A 25,470-nucleotide genomic window follows, 5' to 3' on the forward strand; every position below is an offset into this window, starting at 1 on the left:
CCGCCATGATATCGGCTGACGTCGCCGGGCGTCTGTGGGACAATACGGTTCGGATTACACAGATACAGAGTAGGCATGACGCTGTCCCCCGCAATAAAATTGCAGATTGGTCAATGGTATAAGGCCCTGCAACAGCAAATTCCGGATTTTGTTTCCCGCGTCCCCCAGCGACAGATGATTGCCGAAGTGGCGAAAACGCTGGCGGGCGATTATCCACGCCATCTGGTGATTGAAGCGCCGACCGGCGTCGGGAAAACGCTGTCTTACCTGATTCCGGGCATTGCCGTGGGGCGTGCTGAAGAGAAAACGCTGGTGGTCAGTACGGCGAATGTCGCCTTACAGGATCAGATTTACAGCAAAGATCTACCGCTGTTGCAGCGGTTTATTCCGGAACTGAAATTTACCGCCGCATTTGGTCGTCGTCGTTATATTTGCCCGCGCAATCTGGCGATGTTGGCAACCGATCCCGATGCGCAGGGGGATTTGCCGCTCTTTCTGGATGATGAACTGATGTCCGCCAGCAAGGAGGAAAAGCGCACCTGTGTACGGCTTGAGAAAGCGCTGCAAGGCCACGTCTGGGACGGACTGCGCGACCATTATCAGGATTCGATTGACGATAGCCTGTGGCAGAAGCTGAGTACCGACAAAGCGAACTGTCTTGCGCACAACTGCCATTATTATCGTGAGTGCCCGTTCTTCATCGCACGGCGTGAGATCGAACAGGCCGATGTGGTCGTCACCAACCATGCTTTGGTGATGGCGGCGATGGAAAGCGAGTCGGTACTGCCTCCCCCCAAAAATCTCCTGCTGGTGCTTGATGAAGGGCACCACATTCCCGACGTTGCCCGCGATACGCTGGAGATGTCCGGTGATATTCATCCGGCTTATATGATGGCGCAGCTAGAACAGCTGGTGCAGCTCATCGGGCAATGTATGGCGCAGTTTGCCCCTAAATCACCGCCGCGACTGGCTAACAGCGAACGGTTAACCAGCCACTGTGAGGAGATCCGCGAGTGCGTGCTGTCTTTCTCGCAAATGTGCGGGCTGTTTCTTCCGCCTGACGGGCAGGAAACCGAGTACCGCTTTGCGATGGGCAAAATGCCGGATGAAATGCGTGAACTCTGCGTGCGGTTATTCAAATTAACCGACACGCTGCGGGCGCTGGCGGAGTATATGCTTAATGACCTGAGTGAGAAAACCGGGAAGCATGACGTGGTGCGCGTCTATCAGGCGCTGCTGAAAATGAGCCGCCAACAGGGCTACCTTGAGTCTATGAGTAAACTGTGGCGGCTGGCGGCAATGGAGAAGTCATCAAACGCGCCGGTGTCTAAATGGGTCACGCGGGAAATGCGTGATAACCAACCGCATCTTCACCTGCACTGTGCGGGGATCCGCGTCTGCGATCAGCTTGAAAGGCTGCTGTGGAGTAAGGTGTCGCACATCGTGGTCACCTCGGCAACGCTGCGCTCGCTGAACAGTTTTGCGCGCATACAGGAGCTTTCCGGTCTGGGCGAAGAGGAAGGGGATACATTCATCGCGCTGGATTCGCCGTTCAACCACCGCGAGCAGGGACGGCTGGTGATCCCCAACCTGCGTTATGAACCGCTGATGGAATCTGAGGCGCAGCATATTGCTGAAATGGCGCAGTTTTTCCGGGCGGAGTTAAAACAGGATAAGCATAAAGGCATGCTGATGCTGTTTGCCAGCCAGCGCGCCATGCAGCTTTTTCTGACCCAGGTCAGCGACTTACGCCTCATGCTGCTGGTTCAGGGAGATAAGCCGCGCTACAGACTGGTCGAGCTGCATCGCCAGCGGGTACGGGAAGGGCAGACGAGCGTACTGATGGGGTTACAATCTTTCGCAGAAGGACTGGATTTGAAAGGAGAACTGCTGTCTCAGGTGCATATCCATAAAATCGCGTTTCCGCCCATCGACAGCCCGGTGATTGTAACGGAGGGCGAATGGTTGAAAAGCCTCAAACGGCATCCGTTTATCGTACAAAGTTTGCCCAGCGCCTCGTTTAACCTCATTCAGCAGGTTGGACGTCTTATTCGCAGCCACGACTGTTTTGGTGAGATCGTCATTTACGATCGCCGCCTGCTGACTAAAGGCTATGGCGCACAACTGCTGGCGGCGCTTCCCGTGTTCCCGATTGAACAGCGGAATATGCCGAAATAAAAACGTCTATTCTCTAAATAATGGGGGTATTGCCGAAATGAAACCGCTAATTCTGGCGAAGGCAATATTGTCGTTCGCCGAATAAGAGGGTATTTAGTCCCTATTTAGCGCTATATTTTTTTATGCTTATTTGCTAAGTTTGCCTTCTGACGGATAAGGATGGCGTAAGGCCGTGTGGCGACGAAATTGTCGTCTGGTACGGTTTTATTAATCAGGGATAGGTGGTCTGTGCTAATTAAAACGGCTGACACATTTTCTTTCCTTTATCGAGGTAACCGCCTTTGTATGCGGGGGTTTTTCATTTCCCGAATGCAGAGGAAAAATAAAATCCTCAGACATGAGTAGTAGCAATCTAATTATTTTATTCAATGATGAAAAATAATTGGAAATCTTTTCTTAATAATTTCTTTATAAATTAAATTTTATTTATAGACGTTTTTATATAAATAGTGAACTGATTTCATCTACGCAGCAAACGGTCGGCATACAATATTTGCCGTGTAAGGCAATATATGGCATGTGGGATTTAGGATTCTGATCATCCCGATCAGACTTATGGAGAAGAAAATATGGCTTTACGAGATGAAGATAGCGCAGTATCCGCATTGAATGCGGCAGGTACTGGGTATAGCGACGTGTACGATCTGGTTCATTACCACACGCGTGGCGATCAGACGATCAATGGCAAACCGTCGTACACCAGCGATCAGGCAGGCGAACAGATTGTGCGCGACGGCCTGACCTGGAACGGCACAGGCGTATTTGGTAAATCCGTTAATGTGACCTATTCGTTCTTACAGAATGTCACTTCCATCCCTTCTGGCGATCAGGGCTTTGTTAAATTTAACGCCGCTCAGATTGAACAAGCCAAACTGGCTCTGCAATCATGGTCAGACGTAGCTAATATCACGTTTACCGAGGTTAGCCCCGATCAGGACGCCACCATCACCTTTGGTAACTATACGCGTAATTCAAGAGGCCAACTGGATAACGAAACGCAGGCCTATGCCTATATGCCGGGCGAGCATCCCGTGGCCGGCAGCGCCTGGTTCAATTACAACGTGGATAACATTCGCAGCCCGGACACCATGGAGTATGGTCGTCAGACGCTGACGCATGAGATCGGCCATACACTCGGTCTGAACCACCCCGGCGATTACAATGCAGGTCAAGGCAACCCAAGCTACCAGAACGCCGTCTATGCGGAAGATACGTACCAGTTCAGCCTGATGAGCTACTGGAGTGAACAACACACCGGGGCCGATTTCCAGGGGCACTATTCGGCAGGCCCGATGATCGATGACATCTCGGCGATCCAGCGTCTTTACGGTGCCAATATGACCACCCGTACCGGTGATTCGGTCTACGGTTTCAACTCCAACACCGATCGTGATTTCTATTCAGCGAATAGCAACAGCGATAAGCTGATCTTCTCCGCGTGGGATGCGGGTGGTAATGATACGTTTGATTTTTCTGGTTACAGAGACGATCAGCGCATCAACCTCAATGAAGGCGGGTTCTCCGATGTGGGTGGCCTGAAAGGTAACGTTTCCGTTGCTCACGGCGTCACGATCGAAAATGCCATCGGTGGTTCCGGCAACGATGTTATCGTCGGGAACGACGTGGATAATATATTGCAGGGCGGTGCCGGGAATGACGTTATTTTTGGCGGCAGCGGCGCGGATACGCTGACGGGCGGCGCCGGAAAGGATATTTTCGTCTACGCCTTTGCCAGCGACTCTTCCGCGACGTCGGGCTATGATGTGATTACGGATTTCCAACGGGGCATCGATAAGATCGACCTGTCGGCGTTGAATCAAAACGGGGATTTCCGTTTTGTCGACGATGCGTTCACCGGGCGTGGTAACGAGGCTATCCTGAACTGGGATGCCGGTACGAATACCAGCAACCTGTGGCTGCACATGGAAGGCCAGACAACGCCGGACTTCTTTGTGCAAATCGTTGGTCAGCCAGTGGTAGCAACCGATTTTATTGTGTGATGTATCAAGGACGGGGGAACCCGTCCTTTTCTTATTTTGGTCTGGGGCCTCTATGAAAAAGTTAATCATCGCGGCGCTGTTAAGTGCGATAAGCGGAGGATGTATGGCAAGTAGTCTGAAGTTGCCTTCGGCAAGTGAGCTAAGCGGCGTATGGCAATTGCGCGGCGGGGAACAGCAATGTGACGTTGTGCTGCGCGATATGCCGTTGGTGGATAATACCTGGCGTCTTGATGGCGACGCGCAGTGCTTGAAAACGCTGCTGCCGGATGTACCGGCCGGATGGCGACCGACGCCGGACGGTATCACGCTGACGCGTGAGCAGGGGCAGGCCGTGGCGTTTTTCAGCAAGGGAAAAGAGGGCTATACGTTGATATTGCCTGATGGCGATACGCGAACTCTGCACAAACAGCCCTGACAGGAGAGACAAACGCAGTGAGTCAACTATCAGATAAGGAACGTTCATTGTTGAGTATACTGCGTCCTTTCCGGCGCAGCTTCTGGAGCATCGGTATTTTCAGCGCCATCGTTAATCTGCTGATGTTGTCGCCTTCTCTCTATATGCTCCAGGTCTACGATCGCGTGCTGGCTTCGGGCAATGGCACAACGCTGTTAATGCTGACCTTGCTGATCGCCGGGTTAGGGGTATTTATGGCGGCGCTGGAATGGGTAAGGAGCCTGATCGTCGTCAGGTTGGGAACCCGGATCGATCTGCAACTCAATCAACAGGTCTTTAATGCCGCGTTTGAGCGCAATCTGGAAGCGGGTGAAGCCAAGGCTGGTCAGGCATTGAACGACCTCACGCTACTACGGCAGTTTATTACGGGCAATGCGTTGTTTGCCTTTTTCGATATTCCCTGGTTCCCGTGTTTTCTGCTGGTGCTGTTTATGATCCACCCGACGCTCGGTCTGCTGGCTTTAGGGGGAACAGGAGTATTGGTATCGCTGGCGTGGCTCAATCAATTTCTCACCACGTCGGCGTTGGAAAAAGCCAGTGACGAGGCGCGACAGGCGACCCACCTTGCCGATACGCAATTACGTAATGCAGAAGTCATTGAATCGATGGGGATGTTGCCCTATTTGCGCCAACGCTGGCTGAAGCAGCACTACCGTTTTATTACTCAGCAAAACCTTGCCAGCGAGCGGGCTGCGGTCGTCGGCGCCGCCTCAAAGCATTCGCGGATTTTTCTGCAATCCTTGATGCTGGGCGTGGGGGCGATGTTAGCGATAAAGAATGAGATTACGCCGGGAATGATGATTGCGGGATCTATCCTTGTCGGACGCGTCCTGAGCCCCATCGATCAGCTTATCGGCATCTGGAAGCCACTGAGCAGCGCACGGCAAGCCTGGCAGCGCCTTAACCGTATTATGGCGGCCTATCCGCCGAGAGCGGATAGCATGGCGTTGCCCCCGCCAGTTGGTCAGCTTAGCGTTGAAGGCGTGTCATTGCTGACGCCGCAGAGAAGCGCCAGACTACAGGATATCCACTTCTCGCTTCAGGCGGGGGAAACGTTGGCTATTCTCGGGGCGTCGGGTTCCGGTAAGTCAACGCTGGCGCGCCTGCTGGTCGCGACGCAAGCGCCGACGCGCGGTAAAGTCCGGCTGGATGGCGCCGATCTCAGTCAGGCGGATAAGACCGCGTTTGGCCCGGCAATGGGCTATCTGCCGCAAGATGTACAGCTGTTTAAAGGCACGCTGGCTGAAAATATCGCCCGGTTCGGTGAGCACGATGCGGAAAAGATTGTCGCGGCAGCGAAGCTGGCAGGTGTGCATGAAATGATCCTGAATCAGCCTCAGGGGTACGACACGCCGCTGGGGGAGGATGGCAATGGGTTATCTGGCGGCCAGCGCCAGCGTATCGCGCTGGCGCGCGCGGTCTATGGCGGCCCTCGCTTACTGGTTCTTGATGAACCTAACGCCAGTCTTGATAGCGAAGGGGAAGTCGCGCTGGCTCAGGCGATTTCACAGCTTCAGCAACGTGGGGCAACCGTCGTGCTGATTACCCATCGCCCGGCGTTGACGACGCTGGCGCATAAGATTCTGGTACTTAACCAGGGGAGGCAACAGCGTTTCGGGCCTGCGCGCGATATTCTGAGCGAGTTACAGTCTCGCCGTGCCGCCAACCAACCACAAATGGCGCCTTTTGTCGCTGCCCGGCAGTAGCAGGAAACACGGTAAACAGGGAACGTTATGTCCGCACTTGAATTGAGCGAAGAGAATAGGGACCAGATAGCGCAGCGCGATGAGCAGCGCGCCGTGCGTCTGGGATGGTGGCTGGTGCTGGCCGGTTTTGGCGGGTTTCTTCTTTGGGCGCTGTTTGCTCCGCTGGATAAGGGAGTAATGGTAAAGGGCAGCGTCGTGATCTCCGGTAACCGCAAGGTGGTACAGCATAATCAGGGCGGTATCATCGATCGGATTAGGGTGAAAGATGGCGATAGGATCGAAGCCGGGCAGGTTCTGTTCACGCTGAACGCGGTGGATGCGCGTTCGGCGAGTGAGGGGTTGGACGGTCAGTATGTGCAACTGGTGGCGAGGGAAAGCCGGTTGCTCGCCGAGCAGCGCCGCCTGAATGATATCGTGATGACGCCCCAACTGGGACAGATAGCGGCAAGGCCGGCGGTGGGCGTGATTACGGCGTTACAGCGCGACTTACTGCGCAGCCGTCAGCAGTCGCTTAAGCTGGAAGCGGAAGGGATACGCACCAGTATCGCGGGGATGGAAGCGTCGCTTAGCGCGCAGCAGCAGGTGATGGCCAGTAAGCAGAATCAGCGTGATACGTTGGAACAACAGCTGCAAGGGCTGCGTTCACTCGCGGCGGAAAATTATGTGCCGCGCAACAAAATGCTGGAGAGCGAGCGTCTGCTGGCGCAGCTCAAAGGGGATATCGCGCAACTAACGGGGGAGATGAACCGGACGCGTCGCGATATTGAACAGCAGACGTTATTGATCGCACAGCGCCAGCAGGAGTATGACAAAGAGGTGAACAGCGAACTGGCGGAGGTTCAGGCGCTGTTGAACGACGTTGCCAGCCAGAAGGAAAAAGCGGATTTCAATCTGGCGAATATACAGTTACGGGCGCCCGTTTCCGGTACGGTCGTCGGACTAAAAGTGTTTACCGAAGGGGGCGTGGTTTCGCCCGGACAAACGCTTCTGGAGATCGTACCAGACGATCAGCCTTTACTGGTGGATGCGCGTCTGCCTGTTGAACTGGTGGATAAAGTCTGGTCGGGGCTCCCCGTCGAGCTTCAATTTGTCGCGTTTAACCAAAGCACGACGCCGCGCGTAGCGGGAACCGTCGAGCTGCTTTCTGCCGACCGCCTGCTGGATGAACGAGACGGCTCACCCTATTACAGCCTGCGCATACAGGTGGATGAGGCAGGGAAACGTGCATTGCAGGGACTGGCGATTAAACCGGGTATGCCAGTGCAAGGCTTTATTCGTACCGGAGAACGTTCGTTCGTCAATTATTTATTTAAGCCTTTAATGGATCGCCTGCATCTGGCATTAACGGAAGAGTAATCATGCAAAGGATCGCGATAATTGTGCTGGCCGGGCTATTTTCTTCCGGCGTCAGCGCGTTAGGACTACTTGATGCCTGGGAATTGGCGCTGCGTAATGATGCTCAGTTCCGTGCTGCGGGGTATGCGCGTGAGGCTGGTCAGGAAGAACCGGCGATCGGACGCGCCGGCTTACTACCGGCGCTCCAATATAGCTATGGCGCAAACCGCAGTCATTCCAAAGTCACCCAAACGGACAGTCTGGCGGATAGCACGCTAAAACGCGATTACAACAGCTACACCTCAACGCTGTCGCTACGTCAGCCGCTGCTGGATTATGCCGCCTGGGCGCGCTATCAGCAGGGGATGGCCCGTAAATTGATGGCCGATCAGCGTTTTCGCGAACGCAGTCAGGATCTCATGGTTCGGCTATACAAAGCGTGGAGCGACGCGCTACTGGCGCAGGAAAAACTGCAACTGCTGGATGCACAGCAGCGGGCCTATCAGGCACAACTGGCGCTAAATAAACGTCTGCTGTCGGCGGGGGAAGGCACGCTGACAGACATGCGGGAAACGGAAGCGCGTTTTATGCTGACCGAAGCGCAGCGCATCGAACAGCAGGATAATCTGGATGCCGCGTTAACCGAGCTGGAAAATATGATCGGTACGACGCTGGATATTAGGGCGCTGCACTCTCTGACGTTCACTCAATTGCCGTCTTCAGCGTCGGACCGGCGGACATTGGCGCAGTGGCGCGATCTTGCCATACAGCATAATGCTAATCTGGGGGCGCAGCGCGAGGAGTTGGCCGTTAGCCGCTATGAGATAGAGCGGAGTCGTGCGGGGCATCTGCCTACGCTGTCGCTGGTCGCGTCGTCGCGTAATAGCCGCTCGGAGAGCGAGTATAACTACAACCAGAAATACAATACGCAGAGCGTCGGCCTGCAACTGAATGTCCCGCTCTATTCTGGTGGCGGGGTGTCGGCATCCATGCGGCAGGCGGCGGCGGAATACCAGCAACATCAGGCGGAGCTGGACGATCAGACGCGGCAGACGCTGGCTGAATTGAAAAAGTACTATAACTTGTATAACAACGGCGTGGCGAAAATAAAGGCCTGGCAAATGACGGCAGCGTCCGCGCAAGAGGCGGTCAACGCCACACGACTGAGCGTGGCGGGCGGCGAACGTATTAATCTGGATATCCTGCTGGCCGAGCAGGATTGGTACAACGCTCGACGGGAACTGGCGGAAGCAAAATACAGCTGGTTGCAGGCGTGGCTGTTGCTGCGTTATACCGCGGGGACATTGAATGAGAAAGATATCCTGCAATTGGCGGCATGGTTCCAGCCGATCCCTGCGTGATACTTAAACCCCTTTAAAATCACCCGTTCTCGTTATTTTACATAATGGCCTCCATTCTTATCAGGAGGCATTATCGTGAAAAAAATCAAAAAACCGCGCCTGACCGGCTGGATTGTGACATCGGTCTTGCTGTTTGGCGTTATCGGGCTGTTTTCCCCCCAGCAGCTACCGGTCACTGTCTATAAACTCTCACTGATCTCTCTCGCCGCCGTATTAGGTTACTGGCTGGATCGGTCGCTCTTTCCCAAAGCGCGCCCTGGCCTGTTTCTCGAACAAGGCGATATTCCCGCCCGTCAAGGGCGTTTTCCGGTTCGGGAAGGGCACCACACGGTTTTTGCCGCCGCGATGTTACGCCGCGCGCTGATTGTCTCAGCCGTTTGCATCGGCGTGGCGATGGGGCTGTGATATGCGATACCTCCTCATCACGCTGTTTTTTAGCGCAATGGCCTGTGCCGATATGGTCCCTCGCGCCGCACAGGGCTACCGCAGCGAAGTGATCCGTAGCGCACGTTTAGACTGGGGGATGAATGCGCCGATTGCCGACTTTGCTGCACAGTTGCATCAGGAAAGCGGCTGGAATCCAAGGGCAATATCACCTGCTGGCGCACAAGGCCTCGCTCAGTTTATGCCGGCGACGTCCGACTGGTTCAGCGGTCTCGTTCCTGAACTTCGCGCTAATCAGCCGTTTAATCCTTCCTGGGCTATCCGCGCGTTGACGGGCTACGATCGCTGGCTGTGGACGCGCATCCGCGCCCGTAATGATTGTGAACGTATGGCCATGACGTTGTCGTCCTACAACGGCGGCCTCGGTTGGTTACAGCGCGATAAGCAACGCGCGAAGATCGCAGGGAAGGACAGGCTCCGCTGGTTCGATCATGTGGAAACCGTTAATGCGGGACGCAGTGCCGCCAACTGGCGTGAAAACCGACACTATCCTGAGCGTATTTTGTATCAGTTGGCGCCACGTTATCTGCATTGGGGGAGGGCAAGCTGTGTGGAATAGCCTGACAACCTTTCTGTCACCGCGCGTGGCGATGGTTCTGCTCGCTATCGCGCTCATGTCCGCCGCCTATTTGACGGGGCGCAATCAAGGCTATCAGCTGGCGCTGGCGCAGGGTAACGCCGCATTGTCGCAACAGCAGGCGGCATTCCATTTACAGCAGCAGCAACAGGCCGAAATGCAAGCCCGGCGATTACGTGCGGCGGCGGACCAATATCAGCAGCAGGTCGTGCGCGGGAATCAACTTGAACAGCGCTATGTGGCTGTACGGCAAAAACTGGCGGCGGATAATGCTGCGTTGCAACGGAAAATTGACCATGTTACTCAACAGTATCTTGACGAAAAAGGGAAGGCTCAGCCTGTGCAGTGTGTGTTTACTCGTGGCTTCGTGCAGCACTACAACGCCGCCTTCGGTTTGTCCTCCCCCGCAAAGATTACCGCCACTGCCCGCCGCGCTGGCTCAGAGACCGGTAGCGGCGCAACCACTGACGCCGAATTACGGCTTTCAGGCGTCACCCAACGCGATATTCTCGCCAACATCAGCGACAACGGAGAACGCTATCAGGCGCTAAGTGCGCAGGTTAATGCGCTGCTCGACTATATTGAGGCGCTACAACAGGCAGGAGAAATAACACGTGAAGATTGAAGTGGAGTTCTGGTCGCTGGTCGGTCTGCTGTTGTCGTTCATGAGTTTCCTGTTTGCCGCGGGGCGTATTCTGCTGACTCAAATTGAAAAACGTCTGAACGAACGCTTTGCCGCATTGGAGGGAGCACGACAAAAGAGCGAGCAAGGGTGGACGCGGCTGGAGCGCGAATTTCTGGAGTTTCGTGCTGATTTACCGCTGATTTACGTGCGGCGTGAAGATTATATTCGCGGCCAGACGGTGATAGAAGCCAAGCTGGACGCGCTTTATAACAAGCTGGAACTGGTGCAGCAGCGGCACTCAGGAGGCAACCATGGCTGACACGCAGCGTACCCGGCAGGAATCGATGCGTTGGCATTTGCTTATCGCCTTAAACAAAACTCGCCCCTATACCGCAAATGAACGGTTTCTGTTGGCGCTGATGCAGAGGCTTTATACCGACGCATCAGTGCCGGAGTTGCGTCATGCGTTGGACTATCTTGCCGAGCGCAAAATGGCGGTGCTCACCAAAGAGGTGGGTGGGATATGGCTGGCTAATCTTACTCGTCTTGGTGTCGACGTCGTCGAATACGCGGTTGATTGCATAGCCGGCATTGCCCGACCGGAAAAATACTGGGAACGGTGATCCTGCACCGTTTTTTTTCCTCCTCTCTTTTCACTTCACCGGGTTTTTACGCCAGCGCCGCACGCTGGCTTTTTTTGTATGAATAATTTTATTTTTCATCGGGTTACTTGTTTTTCAGGACGCTGATACGCCCGTTTTTCTAAAGCAAATTAAAAGCCGTCGTTCGCGCCTGTCCGGATAATCGTCCCATCAACACCACGGGATGAACGGATGAATACCAAACCACTTATTGATGCAGTGATTGCTCACCTCCAGCAACGCTTACCCGCCCGCCGGATTGTGCCATATCCGGAACACCTGCAAACAACCGGAGGGGGGGCGCAGGGCGATGTGCTGGTCGGGTATCGCGGCTCCGAGTTTTCCGCACCGGAAGATGTGCATTCCCCGGTGCAGACACAGCGTCCGCAGTTAATGGTTGCCGTGTTGCTACCGGAGTTGGATGGAGAGGATGGCGTGCTGGCCACGCTCGATATTCTCCGTCAGACGCTGGGAGGATACCGGCTGCCTGACTGTCATCGCGGTATCCGGCTAATACGCGACCGCTACGTGGGCTACACCGAAGGGCGCTGGCATTACGCCATCGACTGCACCACCGAGACCCTTTTTATTGAAGACCGGGAGCTAACGGATGGTCCGCTGCTTACCACGGTTAATTATGAGGAGAAAGACGCATGAAATACCGCTATACCGGCCCTGCCAGCGGCGTCACGCTGGCCGATGGTCAGGAAATTCTGCTTTGGCCCGCTCAGGTGACTGAACTGCCGGCAGATCATGAATATGTGAAAACGCTGATCGCACTGGGCTATTTGCAGCCCGTCGCGGGTCAGAATCAGGCTGATAACGCAACGGAGGTGACCCTTGGCCGCTAATTATTTACATGGTGTCGAAACGGTTGAAGTCGAAACCGGCGCCCGTCCGGTGAAGACGGTGAAATCTGCGGTGATCGGGCTGATTGGTACGGCGCCGCAGGGTGCGGTTAATGAGGTTACGCTGTGTCTGTCTGAAAAAGACGCGGCGCAGTTTGGTAGCCAATTCGGCGGCTATACCATCCCGCAGGCGCTGGAGGCGATTTACGATCATGGCGCAGGGACGGTTCTGGTGATCAACGTACTGGATCCGGCTCTGCATAAATCCTCTGTGAGCGCAGAAAACGTCACGTTTGATAAAGCGACCGGGACGGCGCAGCTGGCGAATCGCGTCATCGCTAATCTGGTACTGACGGCAAAAGAAGGCGGTGAGCCGTTCATCGAAGGTCAGGATTACACGCTGGATGCGCAAACCGGTAAGCTGGAAAACTTGGGTAAAAATATTGACGCTGCCGCCGTGGTCAGCGCGTCCTATGACTTTGCTGATGTCACGAAAGTGACTGCCGCCGACATCATCGGCAGCATCAACGCCGCGGGCAAACGCACTGGTATGAAGCTGTTGAACGATACCTACAACCTGTTCGGATTCTTCGCCAAGATTCTGATTTCGCCGGTGTTCTGTACGCAAAACAGCGTAACGACCGAGCTGATTTCTCTGGCGGATAAACTGGGCGCGATGGCCTACATCGATGCGCCAATCGGTACCACTTTTGCACAGGCGCTGAGCGGCCGTGGTCCGGAAGGCACGATCAACTTTAACACCAGCTCTGAACGCGCTCGTCTGTGTTATCCGCACGTCAAAGTGTACGACGCACAAACCAACAGCGAACGTCTGGAACCGCTATCGGCGCGTGCCGCCGGTCTGCGCGCCAAAGTCGATCTGGAAAAAGGTTTCTGGTGGTCGTCGTCCAATCAGGAAATCAAAGGGATCACCGGCGTAGAGCGCCAGCTGTCCGCGATGATTGACGATCCGCAGAGTGAAGTGAATCTGCTGAACGAACAGGGCATCAGCACTATCTTCAACAGCTACGGTTCCGGTCTGCGTCTGTGGGGCAATCGCACCGCCGCCTGGCCAACCGTGACGCACATGAAGAACTTCGAAAATGTGCGCCGTACCGGCGATGTGATTAACGAATCGATCCGCTATTTCAGCCAGCAGTACATCGACATGCCGATCAATCAGGCGCTGATCGATGCGCTGGTGGAATCGGTCAACGCCTACGGTCGCAAGCTGATCGGTGACGGCGCGCTGCTGGGCTTCAAGTGCTGGTTTGATGCCGCGCGTAACGAGCAAACCGAGCTGGCGGCAGGGCACCTGTTGCTTAACTACAAATTCACTCCGCCGCCGCCGCTTGAGCGTCTGACCTTTGAGACGGAGATCACCTCGGAATACCTGGTAACGCTGGAGGGCACTCACTGATGGCCGGGAAAATTGAAGTAAACCGTATTACCAACGCCAACATCTACATCAATGGTACTAACCTGCTGGGGCGCGCGCAGGAAATCAAACTGCCGGATGTCGCCATGATTATGCAGGAGCACAAGGCATTGGGGATGGTCGGCAAAATCGAACTGCCTGCGGGCTTCGACAAGTTGGAAGGCGAGATCAAGTGGAATTCCTTCTACCGCGAGGCGATGCTGGCGGCGGCGAATCCGTACCAGTCGCTGGCGTTGCAGTGCCGATCCAGCGTGGAACGCTATGGCTCTCAAGGCCGTATCGAAGAAGTGCCATTGGTGACGTACATGACCATCATGTTCAAAAAGAACCCGTTGGGAACGTTCAAACAGCATGAAAACCCGGATTTCAGCAGCGCGTTCAACTGTACCTACATCAAGCAGGTAATGAACGGTGAAGATCTGCTGGAGTTGGATTACATGGCCAACATTTTCATGGTGGGCGGCGTGGATCAACTGAACAGCTATCGCGCGAATATCGGCGGTTAATTCAGCGTTTATTCATTAAAACGAGAAAGGGGCTTCGGCCCCTTTCTCATGCCCGTCATCCCCGTTTTCTAATTTGCTTTAAAATCATGCTGGCCTACCGCGCGCGATACTGCTCCCGTCATTTACTAAGGAGCTGTTATGCACACTGAAACTTATTCTCTGCAATTCCCCTATACCACCTCTGCCGGTCAGCGTGTGGAGTCTATTTCGCTCAAGCGCCTGAAAGTCAAAGACATCAAGGCCGTGAAAAAAATCAGCGATGATCCCAGCAACTGGGACGATGCCCTGCTGTCGCGTATGACGGGGCTGGTGCCGGAAGACATCGATGAGATGGACGCGCAGGACTACATGGCGCTGCAAAAACGATTTCAGCAACTTCTTGGGTTGGATAACGCAGCCGGCACTGCTGTGGAAAGCACAGGCTCTGCTGGCGAGGTGGTTTCGCTTTCAGCCGAGTGAGATTGATGCGCTGGAACTGGATGATTTTGAACGCTGGCTGGATGAGGCTGGCGAACAGATAAGACGTGAGAACGGTGAGGAAGACGAATGACTGACAGGATTAAGTAGGCCCTCTCCACCATAACCCGGCCAGCGACAGGACGCTGGCCGTTTTCACCCTGATCACCTGTCTTCTTCTCTCTTGTTTAGCGTCCGACCTTTCCTCGCTGTATCCCCGTTGTGATGGGAAATCAAACCGGAACGGCGCAAGCCGCCGTCTCCAATCCGCCCCATAAGGGGTTTTCTGAATGAGAGTGAACCGTGGATATGCTTTTAAACGGTGTCATGCTGGGCAGGGCGTTGGGCGCCGTGCTGGATGACACGAAAAAATCGCTATCGTCGCTTAGCGATAGCGTCAGACAAATGCAGGAGTGGCAGCGCCTGCTGAATCAGTCGTTGGAGCGTTTTGTCACCGTCAGTTCGCAGTTGACGTCCCGGTTGAACCGGTCGCTACGCGAATTAGAGATCAATCAGGAACGGTTGGCGCGTAGCCAGCCACGCCAGGAAACGCTGCTCAATCGTCGGGATGAACTCGCCGGTGATTTTCAGACCAAACGTGGGCAGTTCGGTTCTGTTATGAAACCGATCGTGGCGTCGGTCACGCGCTATGCGTCATTTGAGGCGCAATTGCGTGACATCAGTGTTACCAATGGGATTGCGAGTGAACAGGAAAAGCTGATGGGGCAGCGCCTGCGTCAATCTGCACAGTTGGTGAACCAAACGCCGGATGCGTTGCTCGGCAGCGCCGGACAACTGCTCGCGCGCGGCATGTCGCCGTATCAGGCGACGGATGCGGCGGCGGTGCTGGGGAAAACCTCAACGGCCTCCGGCGCGGCGCTGTCCGATCTTACCGCGCTGGCGAGTACGTTGGATAAGGTGTTTAACCAGAAAGGGGCGAAGGCACTGGAAGAATCCTTCTCCCGCATGCTGGCGGGAACCAGGCAGGGTTTTTCCATAGCGTCGATGGCGCAGTATGCGAACGCGCTGGCGCCGGGATTTGCCGCTATGGGAGCGACGGGGGATCAGGCGCTGAGCCAGTTGGTTTCCAGCCTGAGTGCCACGAAAGGCGCGGAGACGGAAGTGCACACGGCCGCTCGGCTGGAAAGCTTTATGAATGCCGTGGGGCGAACGGACATTGCCGATAGCTACAACAATGCTGGCGTGGATTATCACGCGTCGCTGAACAGCTATATGAAAGGCGGATATTCGCAGTATGACGCGGCGGTTCAGATCGGTAACCGGTTTATCGACAGCAAAGGCAGCCAATTCCGGCAGCAGTGGGACAGGGCCAGCAACGCAGGCAATGTGGACGCGCAGCAAAGTCTAATGCAGCGCTACGGCTTGCAGGCGGTGTTCCGTACGCCAGAGGCAGTGAACCATACGCTGTCGATGAAGCAAAACTGGGAACGCTATCAAGCGAATCAGCAACGGATGAACAGCCCGGCAGCCACGCAAACGCTGGGTCTGGACTTTGCCCGACAGAACGACACGCTGACCGCACGCTGGAAGCAAATGAGCCTATCCGTTCTGAATATCGCACTTAACGTGGGGGAAGCGCTGACGCCGGTGCTGCTTTCTCTGAGCGATATGCTCATCCCCATTCTGAACCAATTAGTGACCTGGACCGCGGCGAACCCGGAACTGGTTCGTGGGATCGTGGTGGCGGTTGCGGGTTTCTTTGGGCTAAGAATGGCAGTGAGCGGAGTGAGGCTGGGAATTACCGCGCTGCTTTTACCTTTGCAGAGCGTTTGGCGCGGCATTCTACAGATTCAGCGTGGCTGGCAGTTATTCAATGCGGGATTAAAAACGACGGGCGCGTTGCAAGGTATCGGGGCGACGTTGAATAGGCTGGTTGGCGGAGCCGCAACATTAGCGCGCATGCTTGGCGGTACATTGCGTAGCGGCCTCATGATAGCAGGCCGGGCGGTGGTGTTTCTGGGGCGTATGCTGCTGATGACGCCTATTGGCCGGATAATTACCGTAATTGTGGGCGTAGTGACGTTGATTTACCAATATTGGGAGCCGATTGTCACCTTTTTCAAGAGCCTGTGGTCACGCGTCAGTCAGGCGTTTAATGCGGGGGTAGCGGCGCTCAAAAATGCGGTATCCGGCGGTGTAATGGGGATTGCGGCTTTCCTGCGCGACTGGTCACCGTTCGGCGTGCTGTATTCCATCTTTGCTGATACCGTCAGCGAATTGGGCATTCAGCTTCCGGGGCGCTTCAGTGCACTTGGCGGCGCGATGATTGACGCGCTAGTCAATGGGCTAACGAATGCGTTTCCTGAGTTAAAAAACATTCTGCAAACGATCGACAAGTTTCTTCCCGATAGCGTTAAAGACTTTCTGGGCATCGGCTCGAAAACGGTTGCTACTGTCACTCGCGGGCAATCTGCGCCTGTCAGTGCCGTCACGCCGCCAACCCCGCAACAGCGGGTCGCAATGGCGCCATCCGTCGGACGAGCGAAGGGAAACGCCGGCAGCGAAAATCCTTCCGAACGTGTTCAGGTTGCCTTTTCTCCCACCATTTACCTCAACGGCCAGAAGGGCGCGCCTACGCCTGAAATGACCAGGACGCTGACGCTCAGCATGAATGAACTGGAAAATATGTTGAATAAGCTGCTCGCTCAGCGCGAGCGCAGGGGGTACGCCTGATGTTTGCAGTATTAGGAAATATTGAATTTAACGTGATCGCCTACTGGGATGGTTTTGATGCGTCATTCGGTGCCGATTATGCCGAGCATAGTCGTATCGAAGGCAAACCCGGTCTGCAATTCATCGGCGCGAAGCTGGACGAAATTCGTATTAGCCTGGCGTTTCACCAACAGTACTGCACGCCGGATGTGGAGCTGATGCGGTTGAATGAGGCGATGCGGGCGCATCAGGCGATGGCGCTGGTCTTCGGTAACGGCGATTATCGCGGTTGGTTTGTGATAACCGCACTCACCTCAACCAGCCAGCACACCGACGCGAAGGGGAACATATTGGCGATGAATGCCGAGCTGACGCTGCGGGAATACATTGGCGACCCGAAGGATCCGCTCAAGCCGCCCGCGATAAAAGCCCCGATGCCTAACGTCAGCGCCATCACCAAGGCGGTCGAGAAAATGAGTGACTTTGCGACCTCGCTACGCACGGCCGTCACGTATGCCAGGAAGGCGCAATCGGCCTTTAAAGCGGTGAAAACCACCGTGCAGTTGGTAAAACGGATGAAGAAAAATCCCGAAACCGCACTGTTGCAAATTCCCGGGTTGCTCACGCAAGTCGGAAATGTATTGACGCCGTTAAGTGAGGTGGAACCGGCGTTTAAAAAAACGGCGGAAACCATAACTGAGGCGGCGGCTCAGGCAGAGAAGATGATGCCTGAAATTACCGCGGTCAATAACGCAGCGAATGACACGCTGAAACAGGTCAGGAAAATTGCCGAGTTGTTGCAGGACGTCAATAGCAAAAACGTCATCGAGACGCTGGAAGCCATCAGTAAACATGTTGATGCCACTAGCGACACCTTTAAAAAGGCCGAACCTGCGTTGAGCAAGCTGACGGCGGAAATCGTGAAGAGGGTTAAAGATGCATATTGAACATGTCACCACGCAGAGTGAGCGATGGGATACCTTGTCCTATCGGTATTACGGCGATCCGCTTGGCTATCCACGAATTATTGCCGCTAACCCGCATGTCCCCATTGTGCCGCTGTTGCCATCGGGTCTGGTGGTGCGGATCCCGATTATTGAGCAAGCAGAGACCCGCAAGACGGAGGATACCCCACCATGGCTGCGTTAACGGAAGAACGGTTTTCTCCTGGGATATCTGACGTCCTGCAACCGACGTTCACGCTGTGGTATCAGCAAAAAGATATCACCAATGATATCGCGCCGTATGTCACCAGCGTGACCTATACCGACAGCATCAAGAATGAATCGGATGCGATTGAGGTCAGACTGGATGATACCGACGGCCGCTGGCTGGATAAGTGGTATCCCGGTACCGGCGATACCTTGTCGCTAAAGCTAGGCTATCGCGGTGAAACGCTGTTTAACTGCGGCACGTTCTCGATTGATGAGATTGAGGTCAGCGCGCCGCCCAGCGAAGTGACAATTCGCGGCGTGGCGACATCCGTTAATCGTGCGCTGAGAACCCAATCAAGTCGGGGATTTGAAGGGACAACGCTCGCCGCCATTGCGACGCGTATTGCGAAAAAGCATCAGTTGATACTGGTAGGAACGATTCAAAGTATCAGAATCGATCGCGTGACGCAGTATGCGGAAACCGATGTCGCATTTCTAAAGCGGCTCGCCAGCGAATATGGCTATGCCGTGAAAGTGGTCAGCGACCAACTGATCTTTTCCCATCTGGCGACGCTACGCGGTCAGGAGCCGGTTCGACAGGTTACACCGACGGATGTCACACGTTTTTCACTGCGCGACACCATCAGCCACGTCTACAAAAACGCCAAGACGAAATATCAGAAAGGGAGCGAAAAGAAACTGATGGTTTATAACGTCGACGGGCGTGTGGAAAACGCCATGAAGTCTGCCGGTGTGGCGACCAGTGCGGATACGTTGAAAGTGAACGCGCGCGCGGCAGATGCCTCAGGGGCAAAAATAAAGACGGCTGCCGCGCTGGATGCGCACAACGAAAAACAGCAAACGGGATCGATGACATTGATGGGTAGCCCGCAACTGGCGGCGGGAAATAAAATTGAGCTGGTGGCGTTCGGTCAGCTTTCGGGGCACTGGCTGATCGATTCGGCTCGCCATGTTCTGGAACGTGGCCGTGGTTACACCACAGAGATTGGACTGACTCGCGGGCCGATTACGGCGGGCAAGCGAAATCCGGACGGCGGAAAAACGCTGGTGACATACCACCCGGATGGCAGTTCGACAACGCGGAAAGTCAATAACCATAAGGAGAGGACATCATGAGTTTATCTCGCCGAATTGGCACCATCAGCGCGGTGGATGAAAAACTTGTCATGGTCCGCGTGCGTCTACCGGAGTGCGACAACCTGCGCACTGCCTGGCTGCCGGTATTACAGCGCAATACGCAGAATAATCGGGATTATTGGTTGCCGGATATTGGCGAACAGGTCGAGGTCTTGCTGGACGGCAACGGTGAAGACGGTCTGGTATTGGGCGCGATTTATTCCGCGACGGATGTGCCAGCCTTGGCGGATAAAAACAAAAGGGCGGTGACGTTCGCTGATGGCGCACAGATTGAATACGATCGCCGAACGCATACGTTAACGATCAACGGCGGCGTGCAGCACATCGCGATTAGCGGCGGTATCGACGTGGTGGTTAATGCTGAACGTGTCACTCTCGATGCGCCAGAAACGACGGTGACTGGCAAGCTCGTGGTACAGGGTGCGTTATCCTACGAGAATGGGATGTCCGGTTCCGGCGGCGTCAGCTTCAGCGGCGATGTCACCGTCTCCGGCAACGTCAGCGCCAGCGGCAGCGTCATGGACGCCGGCGGCAACTCCAATCATCACTCGCACTAACGTTTTTCTAAACCGCTTTAATATTTCTTCCTCTCACCGGGGGCGACAATAGCCCCCTATGAAAACTCAATCTGTTTTTTGGCAACCGGCGCTGCAACGTCCCGGCGACATCGTCGAAGGAACGGCAGATATCCGGCAGGCGATTCACATCATCCTGCGGACTCCCTGCGGCAGTGACCCACATCGGCCTGACTTTGGTAGCCGTCTACATCTGTATCTCGATTATCCGATCGATCGTGCGATCCCGCATGTCGTCAGAGAATCGGTAGAGGCGATCAAACGATGGGAACCTCGCTGCCAGCTATTGGCGGTTAAACCTTCTGTGAATGGGGATCACCTGACACTGCTTGTTAGCTGGAAAACTGCTAACGGCGCGACACAGACCACGGAGTTGTTATGGCGCTGACAGAACCCGATTTTATTGAACGCGATGCGGCGAAGATCACCGCTGAAATGATCGCGAAATATGAAGCTGACTCAGGGAAAACACTCTATCCGGCGCAGGCGGAACGCCTGCTGATTAACCTTTTTGCCTACCGGGAAACCTTATTGCGTAGCGCGGTTCAGGAAGCCGCCAAGCAGAACCTGGTCGCGTTTGCTCGTGCACCGATGCTGGATTATCTGGCTGAACTGGTTGGCGTCTACCGTTTGGCGGCGCAACCGGCGCGGGCAGAGCTCCGTTTCACCGCCGAAACGCCCTTACTCAGCGATCTGCTGATCCCGGCGGGTACGCGCGTCAGCGCCTCTGATAGCGTAATTTTCGCGACAGACAACGACGCGTTACTGCGAGCGAACGGCAGCGGCGTCACGGTGGTGGCGACCTGCACCGAGACTGGTGACGTCGGCAATGACTGGTTGCCCGCCCAAATCAGTACGCTACTGGATGATATTGGTGATAGCGATTTAAGCGTCACGAATATCACTAAGAGCAGCGGCGGTTCCGCCGAAGAAGATGACGATCGCCTGCGTGAACGTATTCAACTGGCGCCGGAATCGTTTAGTACGGCGGGCTCGAAGCTGGCGTATCGCTTCCACGCGATGCGTGCACATCAAAATATTGTCGACGTCGCGGTGCTGTCGCCCGAACCGGGCGAGGTGGTGCTTTATCCGTTGCTCAGTACCGGCCTGCCGGACAATAGCCTGCTTTCGCTGGTGGAAAGTTTTTGCTCCGACGAACAGGTGCGTCCACTGACCGATTTTGTCTCCGCCAAATCCCCCACTCAGGTGGATTACGCTATTAACGCCAAACTGACGCTGTTTAACGGTGAACAGGCTGGCGTCGTTCAGGCTGCGGCGGAGAAAGCGGTACAGGCCTGGGTTGAGACCCGTACTGCAACGTTGGGACGGGACATTGTCCCAAGCCAGATTATCGCCGCGCTCTCCATCCCCGGGGTGTATCAGGTGGAGCTCGTTTCTCCAACATTGATGGTACTTGATGACAGCGAATGGGCGAACTGCACGGGTATCAGTATCGGCGTCGTCGGGGTGTCGAATGGTTGATTCATTGCAATTGCTGCCGCCACCGCTGGCTGCCGATGCCCGTTTTCGTTCGTTGGCGAGGTTGGCCGATCGATTTGATGACATCGATCTGAATGCTTTGTTGGTTTATCTGGTCGACATCGCGGATGAAAGTGCTTTGCCCTGGCTGGCCGAACAGTTCTCGTTATTTGGTGACGGCTGGGAACTGGCGGAGTCGGATGATTCCAAACGTGCCTTGATCAAAGCCGCCATTGACCTGCATCGCAGCAAAGGTACGCCCTGGAGCATTAAAGAGATCATCCGCCGTCTTGGCTTCGGCGACAGTACGTTGATCGAAAATATTGGTCGTCTGAGCTACGACGGTGAAACCACCTACAACAGCCTTTATGTACACGGCGACAAAGCGGCGTGGGCGGTTTATCGCGTCCTGCTAAAACAACCGATTACCAACGATCAGGCCAGAATGTTGCGCAATGCCATTGGGGCGTTTGCTCCGGCGAGGTGTCACCTGGCCAGCATCGAATATTGGGAAGTGCCTATCCGCTACAACCGGACGGCAATATACGACAGTAACTACAATCACGGGAGCGCTTGAACATGGCGAATTTGTCAGAGAACCCACAGTGGGTTGACGGCATTTATCAAATCGAAACGTCGGATCCGGTCGTGGGTGGACCCGACGGCATTTCAAATCGGCAGGCTAAAGAACTGGCCAGTCGCACCAGTTATTTGAAGAAAGAGCAGGAAAAAACAGGCAGCGATCTGGCGGCTCACGCCGCCGCCGCCGATCCGCATACGCAATACGCGCCGAAGGCGAATCCAATCTTCACCGGCACGCCGAAAGCGCCAACGCCAGCAACCGACAGCAATAGCCAGCAGGTGGCGACAACGGCGTTTGTGAAATCTGTTGCGGCAGCGTTAGTGAATGGCGCGCCCGCGGCATTGGATACGTTACAGGAACTGGCGAAAGCGATTGGCAACGATCCAAATTTTTCGACAACCGTATTAGCAGAGTTAGCGAAAAAGCTCCCGCTGTCTGGCGGAACGATGAACGGAACGCTGGTTTCCTCAATAGCTGACGCATTGCGCATGGTGAATGGTGGCTACGGTGTCACCCTGCGTAATGATGGTAGTGATTTTTACTTATTGCTGACCGATAAAGATGATCCGTTAGGTAAATGGAACAGTTTGCGCCCGTTCAGGATTAATCTGGCTACGGGTGATGTCGCGCTGGGGCATAAAGTTGATGCCAACACGCTGCTGGAAAAAGGCCAGCGCGTTTATAGTCCCAATAATAAGCCGACTGCCGCGGATATCGGTGCTTTGCCTGCAAATGGAACAGCGGCATCGGCGACCAAACTGTCAATGGCCAGGAAAATTGCTGGTGTGGCATTTGACGGCACTGCGGACATTGTGCTCACACCAGCTAATGTGGGGGCGCTACCTGCCGCAGGCACGGCGGCGGCGGCGACTAAACTGGCTGTTGCGAGGAAAATTGCAGGCGTGGCGTTTGATGGTACGGCGGATATAGATATTAACTCTCAGGGTGTTTTCGCTACCTCTTTATCTATTGGCAATGCCGTGGATTTGAATACCTATACTTCCCCAGGGTTATACCATCAGGCGCAAAATGTGCAGGCCGCTTCAGGAAAAAACTACCCAGAAGCGCAAGCGGGGTCTCTTGAAGTACTGAAACATGCTGGTATTACGCAGATTTACCGTATCTACAATAATTCCCGTTGTTACAAACGGACCCAATATTCGGGGGCGTGGTCTGCATGGGTGCTGAATTACGATACGGCAAATAAGCCTACAGCGGCGGATGTTGGTGCTTTACCTGCAGGCGGGACGGCAGCAGCCGCAACCAAACTGGCGACAGCTCGAACCATTAACGGCGTGGCATTTGACGGCACAGCGAATATCGCTCTAACGCCGGCAAATATCGGGGCATTGCCAACTGCAGGAACGGCAGCGGCAGCGACTAAACTGGTGACAGCACGCAAGATCAATGGTGTTGCATTTGACGGGACAAAAGATATCACCCTTACTCCCGAAAACCTCGGTTTTAAAGAAATCATTGAAACGGGGACTGGTACTGGATATTACTGGCGAAAATATGCAGGTGGGGTAATTGAGATTTTTGCAAATGTTGATGTCATCATAGGTGTGACACAAGATGTTTTATTTCCTGTAAAAACGAAAGACGTGATCTTTATTGTTACTAATGACATTGGGGGATATGCAGGACCTAATGCGTATACAGTGCGCGTGAGTAATGTGACTAACGCCGGATTTTCCGTTTCCTGGGATCGTTTTAATGAACACGGCAGTGGTAATACAAAAAGGCTGTACTATCACATTATTGCCAATGTTGCATGAATTAGTGGCCCACTGGGCCACAATACACACTACGCCAATTTAATGACTCGCAAACGGTATTTTGCACTGTTTATAGCTGAGTTCCACGGGTTAACGTCCCATACCCCACCTCGACTAATTGCATTTGTGCCAGTTTTCACAATGATTGTTTTTTCATTTAAAAATCCGGCAGCGATGCCAAATGTCGAACCAGCATTAGTTCCCTCATAGATGCAGTTAGGTGCTACCCCCCATTCATTATCAACCTGCAGCTCAACCTGAATTACGCAACCCAATGTTTCGAATGGGCTGGCCACCTCTAACCGACTATTTACTGTAATTGTGGCAGGAGCGCTGGCAGAGCCATTTGGATAAATAACAGATTCTACAAAACCGAGGTTTTCAGGAGTGCTTACTCGTTCCTAATTTGAAAGAATCGCTGCTTTTGTGATGAATGGGAACTTGTTAAACATGGCGAAAATCGGTTACATGCGTGTATCAACAAATGACCAACGGAGTGATTTGCAGCGTGATGCGGCTTTGTTGAATAAATAAGATTCCGTGCGAACATCCCTGTAGCGGGTCGGATTATCAGGCAACACGCACGCTTTCTGGCATACCTGCCTTCGTCATTTTGTTCAGTGCACGTACCATGGCCAGAGCCTCTGCAACCTGACCATCGTAGTCACGTAGTGTCAGTGAACCTCCGAACAGCTGTTTTACCCGATACATGGCCGTTTCCGCTATAGCGCGACGGTGATATTCCGTTGTCCATTTCCACCGTGCATTGCTTCCGCTCAGCCGCTGATTAGCAACGGCACAGTTGCGGTCCGCATACTCACCGGGCCAGTAACTCGCTCCCTTTCGGGGAGGAATGAGGGCGCTGATTTTCTTACGGCGCAGTTCATCGTGACATAACCGGGTGTCGTAAGCGCCATCGGCGGCGACTGACCTGATTTTCCGGTGGGTCTGCCGGATTAACCCGGGGAAGGCCTCTGAGTCTGTAACGTTGTTAAGCGACAGGTCGGCACAGATGATTTCATGTGTTTTGCTGTCAACGGCCAGATGCAGCTTTCGCCAGATACGCCGGCGTTCTTTGCCGTGTTTTTTGACTTTCCATTCGCCTTCACCGAAGACCTTCAGCCCGGTGGAATCAATCACCAGATGCGTGATTCTACCCCGGGTGACGGTTTTAAAACTGACATTGACCGACTTTGCCCGCTTGCTGACGCAGGTGTAATCCGGACAGCGTAGCGGAACGCCCATCAGGGTAAAAATGGAATCAATGAAACCCTGTGCAGCCCGCAGGGTCAGCCGGAATACGCGTTTAATCACCAGAACGGTAGTGATGGCAAGGTCTGAATAGCGCTGAGGCCGTCCGCGTGATGCGGGCGTAGCTGACTCATACCAGGCCTTAATTGCTTCGTCATCCAGCCAGAAAGTCATGGAGCCACGGTTGATAAGCGCTTTGTTATAGGTGTGCCAGTTGGTGATTCTGAACTTCTGCTTTGCCACGGGACGA

27 protein-coding genes are annotated in these 25,470 nt (G+C 54.5%); 26 read left to right on the forward strand and 1 reads right to left on the reverse strand.

The genetic code is table 11. The features are described 5' to 3' along the window. Positions 1-75 precede the first annotated feature (75 nt). From dinG to EDC54_RS17995, 26 genes are all read left to right on the forward strand, one after another. Positions 76-2,178 (forward strand): ATP-dependent DNA helicase DinG, encoded by a 2,103-nt coding sequence (dinG, locus tag EDC54_RS04055; RefSeq protein ID WP_132453433.1) that lies wholly within the window; start codon positions 76-78, stop codon positions 2,176-2,178. 569 nt (positions 2,179-2,747) lie between these two features. Next, the gene (locus tag EDC54_RS04060; protein WP_132453435.1) at positions 2,748-4,178 is read left to right on the forward strand and encodes a serralysin family metalloprotease; all 1,431 of its coding nucleotides are present in this window, start codon (positions 2,748-2,750) and stop codon (positions 4,176-4,178) included. A gap of 103 nt (positions 4,179-4,281) precedes the next feature. Beyond that, the gene (locus EDC54_RS04065) at positions 4,282-4,593 is read left to right on the forward strand and encodes a protease inhibitor Inh/omp19 family protein (protein ID WP_132453674.1); all 312 of its coding nucleotides are present in this window, start codon (positions 4,282-4,284) and stop codon (positions 4,591-4,593) included. 17 nt (positions 4,594-4,610) lie between these two features. Continuing rightward, on the forward strand, positions 4,611-6,338 hold the full coding sequence (locus EDC54_RS04070) for a type I secretion system permease/ATPase (RefSeq protein WP_132453437.1): 1,728 nt from the start codon (positions 4,611-4,613) through the stop codon (positions 6,336-6,338). A gap of 27 nt (positions 6,339-6,365) precedes the next feature. Continuing rightward, entirely contained in the window at positions 6,366-7,694 is a 1,329-nt protein-coding gene (locus tag EDC54_RS04075; RefSeq protein WP_132453439.1) for an HlyD family type I secretion periplasmic adaptor subunit, read from the forward strand. A 2-nt stretch (positions 7,695-7,696) separates the two neighbouring features. After that, entirely contained in the window at positions 7,697-9,034 is a 1,338-nt protein-coding gene (locus EDC54_RS04080) for a TolC family outer membrane protein (RefSeq protein ID WP_132453441.1), read from the forward strand. 75 nt (positions 9,035-9,109) lie between these two features. Next, on the forward strand, positions 9,110-9,439 hold the full coding sequence (locus tag EDC54_RS04085) for a putative holin (protein ID WP_132453443.1): 330 nt from the start codon (positions 9,110-9,112) through the stop codon (positions 9,437-9,439). A gap of 1 nt (position 9,440) precedes the next feature. Beyond that, positions 9,441-10,037, forward strand: coding sequence for a transglycosylase SLT domain-containing protein (locus EDC54_RS04090; protein WP_132453445.1), 597 nt, complete (start codon positions 9,441-9,443; stop codon positions 10,035-10,037). Beyond that, complete coding sequence (locus EDC54_RS04095; protein ID WP_230514453.1) at positions 10,027-10,680, forward strand: hypothetical protein; 654 nt, start codon at positions 10,027-10,029, stop codon at positions 10,678-10,680. Before EDC54_RS04090 ends, EDC54_RS04095 begins: the two co-directional genes overlap by 11 nt. Next, the gene (locus EDC54_RS04100; protein ID WP_132453447.1) at positions 10,670-10,999 is read left to right on the forward strand and encodes a hypothetical protein; all 330 of its coding nucleotides are present in this window, start codon (positions 10,670-10,672) and stop codon (positions 10,997-10,999) included. Before EDC54_RS04095 ends, EDC54_RS04100 begins: the two co-directional genes overlap by 11 nt. Next, positions 10,992-11,303 (forward strand): hypothetical protein, encoded by a 312-nt coding sequence (locus EDC54_RS04105; RefSeq protein ID WP_132453449.1) that lies wholly within the window; start codon positions 10,992-10,994, stop codon positions 11,301-11,303. Before EDC54_RS04100 ends, EDC54_RS04105 begins: the two co-directional genes overlap by 8 nt. Before the next feature lie 210 nt (positions 11,304-11,513). Next, positions 11,514-11,978: a Gp37 family protein gene (locus tag EDC54_RS04110; RefSeq protein WP_132453451.1), complete on the forward strand. Its 465-nt coding sequence runs from the start codon at positions 11,514-11,516 to the stop codon at positions 11,976-11,978. Then, the gene (locus EDC54_RS04115) at positions 11,975-12,172 is read left to right on the forward strand and encodes a hypothetical protein (RefSeq protein ID WP_132453453.1); all 198 of its coding nucleotides are present in this window, start codon (positions 11,975-11,977) and stop codon (positions 12,170-12,172) included. Before EDC54_RS04110 ends, EDC54_RS04115 begins: the two co-directional genes overlap by 4 nt. Beyond that, entirely contained in the window at positions 12,162-13,589 is a 1,428-nt protein-coding gene (locus EDC54_RS04120; RefSeq protein ID WP_132453456.1) for a phage tail sheath subtilisin-like domain-containing protein, read from the forward strand. Before EDC54_RS04115 ends, EDC54_RS04120 begins: the two co-directional genes overlap by 11 nt. Continuing rightward, the gene (locus EDC54_RS04125) at positions 13,589-14,113 is read left to right on the forward strand and encodes a phage major tail tube protein (RefSeq protein WP_132453458.1); all 525 of its coding nucleotides are present in this window, start codon (positions 13,589-13,591) and stop codon (positions 14,111-14,113) included. Before EDC54_RS04120 ends, EDC54_RS04125 begins: the two co-directional genes overlap by 1 nt. 138 nt (positions 14,114-14,251) lie before the next feature. Continuing rightward, positions 14,252-14,572, forward strand: a complete 321-nt coding sequence (locus tag EDC54_RS04130) for a phage tail assembly protein (protein ID WP_132453460.1) — start codon at positions 14,252-14,254, stop codon at positions 14,570-14,572. Beyond that, positions 14,517-14,663 (forward strand): GpE family phage tail protein, encoded by a 147-nt coding sequence (locus tag EDC54_RS18175; protein ID WP_132453678.1) that lies wholly within the window; start codon positions 14,517-14,519, stop codon positions 14,661-14,663. The genes EDC54_RS04130 and EDC54_RS18175 overlap by 56 nt, the downstream gene beginning before the upstream one ends. 215 nt (positions 14,664-14,878) lie before the next feature. Beyond that, positions 14,879-17,263, forward strand: a complete 2,385-nt coding sequence (locus EDC54_RS04140) for a phage tail tape measure protein (protein WP_132453680.1) — start codon at positions 14,879-14,881, stop codon at positions 17,261-17,263. Beyond that, entirely contained in the window at positions 17,263-18,189 is a 927-nt protein-coding gene (locus EDC54_RS04145) for a phage tail protein (protein WP_132453462.1), read from the forward strand. The genes EDC54_RS04140 and EDC54_RS04145 overlap by 1 nt, the downstream gene beginning before the upstream one ends. Further along, positions 18,179-18,391, forward strand: coding sequence for a tail protein X (locus EDC54_RS04150; protein ID WP_132453464.1), 213 nt, complete (start codon positions 18,179-18,181; stop codon positions 18,389-18,391). Before EDC54_RS04145 ends, EDC54_RS04150 begins: the two co-directional genes overlap by 11 nt. Then, positions 18,379-19,533, forward strand: coding sequence for a phage late control D family protein (locus EDC54_RS04155; RefSeq protein ID WP_132453466.1), 1,155 nt, complete (start codon positions 18,379-18,381; stop codon positions 19,531-19,533). Before EDC54_RS04150 ends, EDC54_RS04155 begins: the two co-directional genes overlap by 13 nt. Next, complete coding sequence (locus EDC54_RS04160) at positions 19,530-20,111, forward strand: phage baseplate assembly protein V (RefSeq protein WP_132453468.1); 582 nt, start codon at positions 19,530-19,532, stop codon at positions 20,109-20,111. Before EDC54_RS04155 ends, EDC54_RS04160 begins: the two co-directional genes overlap by 4 nt. 58 nt (positions 20,112-20,169) lie before the next feature. Then, positions 20,170-20,517, forward strand: a complete 348-nt coding sequence (locus tag EDC54_RS04165; protein ID WP_132453470.1) for a GPW/gp25 family protein — start codon at positions 20,170-20,172, stop codon at positions 20,515-20,517. Next, entirely contained in the window at positions 20,508-21,611 is a 1,104-nt protein-coding gene (locus tag EDC54_RS04170; protein WP_132453472.1) for a baseplate assembly protein, read from the forward strand. The genes EDC54_RS04165 and EDC54_RS04170 overlap by 10 nt, the downstream gene beginning before the upstream one ends. Next, positions 21,604-22,185, forward strand: a complete 582-nt coding sequence (locus tag EDC54_RS04175; protein WP_132453474.1) for a phage tail protein I — start codon at positions 21,604-21,606, stop codon at positions 22,183-22,185. The genes EDC54_RS04170 and EDC54_RS04175 overlap by 8 nt, the downstream gene beginning before the upstream one ends. A gap of 2 nt (positions 22,186-22,187) precedes the next feature. Continuing rightward, positions 22,188-23,969, forward strand: coding sequence for a pyocin knob domain-containing protein (locus tag EDC54_RS17995; RefSeq protein ID WP_230514454.1), 1,782 nt, complete (start codon positions 22,188-22,190; stop codon positions 23,967-23,969). A 570-nt stretch (positions 23,970-24,539) separates the two neighbouring features. Here the strand turns inward: EDC54_RS17995 and EDC54_RS04185 are convergent. After that, on the reverse strand, positions 24,540-25,463 hold the full coding sequence (locus EDC54_RS04185; RefSeq protein WP_132453476.1) for an IS5 family transposase: 924 nt from the start codon (positions 25,461-25,463) through the stop codon (positions 24,540-24,542). Between the last annotated feature and the right edge of the window lie 7 nt (positions 25,464-25,470).

Source organism: Samsonia erythrinae (assembly GCF_004342665.1).
GTDB classification, from domain to species: Bacteria; Pseudomonadota; Gammaproteobacteria; order Enterobacterales; family Enterobacteriaceae; genus Samsonia; species Samsonia erythrinae.

Bases quoted from the DNA above. Each gene is read 5' to 3' on its own strand.
- EDC54_RS04075 (WP_132453439.1), top strand. From the start codon at position 6,366: ATGTCCGCACTTGAATTGAGCGAAGAGAATAGGGACCAGATAGCGCAG.
- EDC54_RS04145 (WP_132453462.1), top strand. From the start codon at position 17,263: ATGTTTGCAGTATTAGGAAATATTGAATTTAACGTGATCGCCTACTGG.
- EDC54_RS04165 (WP_132453470.1), top strand. From the start codon at position 20,170: ATGAAAACTCAATCTGTTTTTTGGCAACCGGCGCTGCAACGTCCCGGC.
- EDC54_RS04150 (WP_132453464.1), top strand. From the start codon at position 18,179: ATGCATATTGAACATGTCACCACGCAGAGTGAGCGATGGGATACCTTG.
- EDC54_RS04170 (WP_132453472.1), top strand. From the start codon at position 20,508: ATGGCGCTGACAGAACCCGATTTTATTGAACGCGATGCGGCGAAGATC.
- EDC54_RS04160 (WP_132453468.1), top strand. From the start codon at position 19,530: ATGAGTTTATCTCGCCGAATTGGCACCATCAGCGCGGTGGATGAAAAA.
- EDC54_RS04155 (WP_132453466.1), top strand. From the start codon at position 18,379: ATGGCTGCGTTAACGGAAGAACGGTTTTCTCCTGGGATATCTGACGTC.
- EDC54_RS04175 (WP_132453474.1), top strand. From the start codon at position 21,604: ATGGTTGATTCATTGCAATTGCTGCCGCCACCGCTGGCTGCCGATGCC.
- EDC54_RS04060 (WP_132453435.1), top strand. From the start codon at position 2,748: ATGGCTTTACGAGATGAAGATAGCGCAGTATCCGCATTGAATGCGGCA.
- EDC54_RS04110 (WP_132453451.1), top strand. From the start codon at position 11,514: ATGAATACCAAACCACTTATTGATGCAGTGATTGCTCACCTCCAGCAA.
- EDC54_RS04140 (WP_132453680.1), top strand. From the start codon at position 14,879: ATGCTTTTAAACGGTGTCATGCTGGGCAGGGCGTTGGGCGCCGTGCTG.
- dinG (WP_132453433.1), top strand. From the start codon at position 76: ATGACGCTGTCCCCCGCAATAAAATTGCAGATTGGTCAATGGTATAAG.
- EDC54_RS04105 (WP_132453449.1), top strand. From the start codon at position 10,992: ATGGCTGACACGCAGCGTACCCGGCAGGAATCGATGCGTTGGCATTTG.
- EDC54_RS17995 (WP_230514454.1), top strand. From the start codon at position 22,188: ATGGCGAATTTGTCAGAGAACCCACAGTGGGTTGACGGCATTTATCAA.
- EDC54_RS04080 (WP_132453441.1), top strand. From the start codon at position 7,697: ATGCAAAGGATCGCGATAATTGTGCTGGCCGGGCTATTTTCTTCCGGC.
- EDC54_RS04065 (WP_132453674.1), top strand. From the start codon at position 4,282: ATGGCAAGTAGTCTGAAGTTGCCTTCGGCAAGTGAGCTAAGCGGCGTA.
- EDC54_RS04130 (WP_132453460.1), top strand. From the start codon at position 14,252: ATGCACACTGAAACTTATTCTCTGCAATTCCCCTATACCACCTCTGCC.
- EDC54_RS04090 (WP_132453445.1), top strand. From the start codon at position 9,441: ATGCGATACCTCCTCATCACGCTGTTTTTTAGCGCAATGGCCTGTGCC.
- EDC54_RS04115 (WP_132453453.1), top strand. From the start codon at position 11,975: ATGAAATACCGCTATACCGGCCCTGCCAGCGGCGTCACGCTGGCCGAT.
- EDC54_RS04125 (WP_132453458.1), top strand. From the start codon at position 13,589: ATGGCCGGGAAAATTGAAGTAAACCGTATTACCAACGCCAACATCTAC.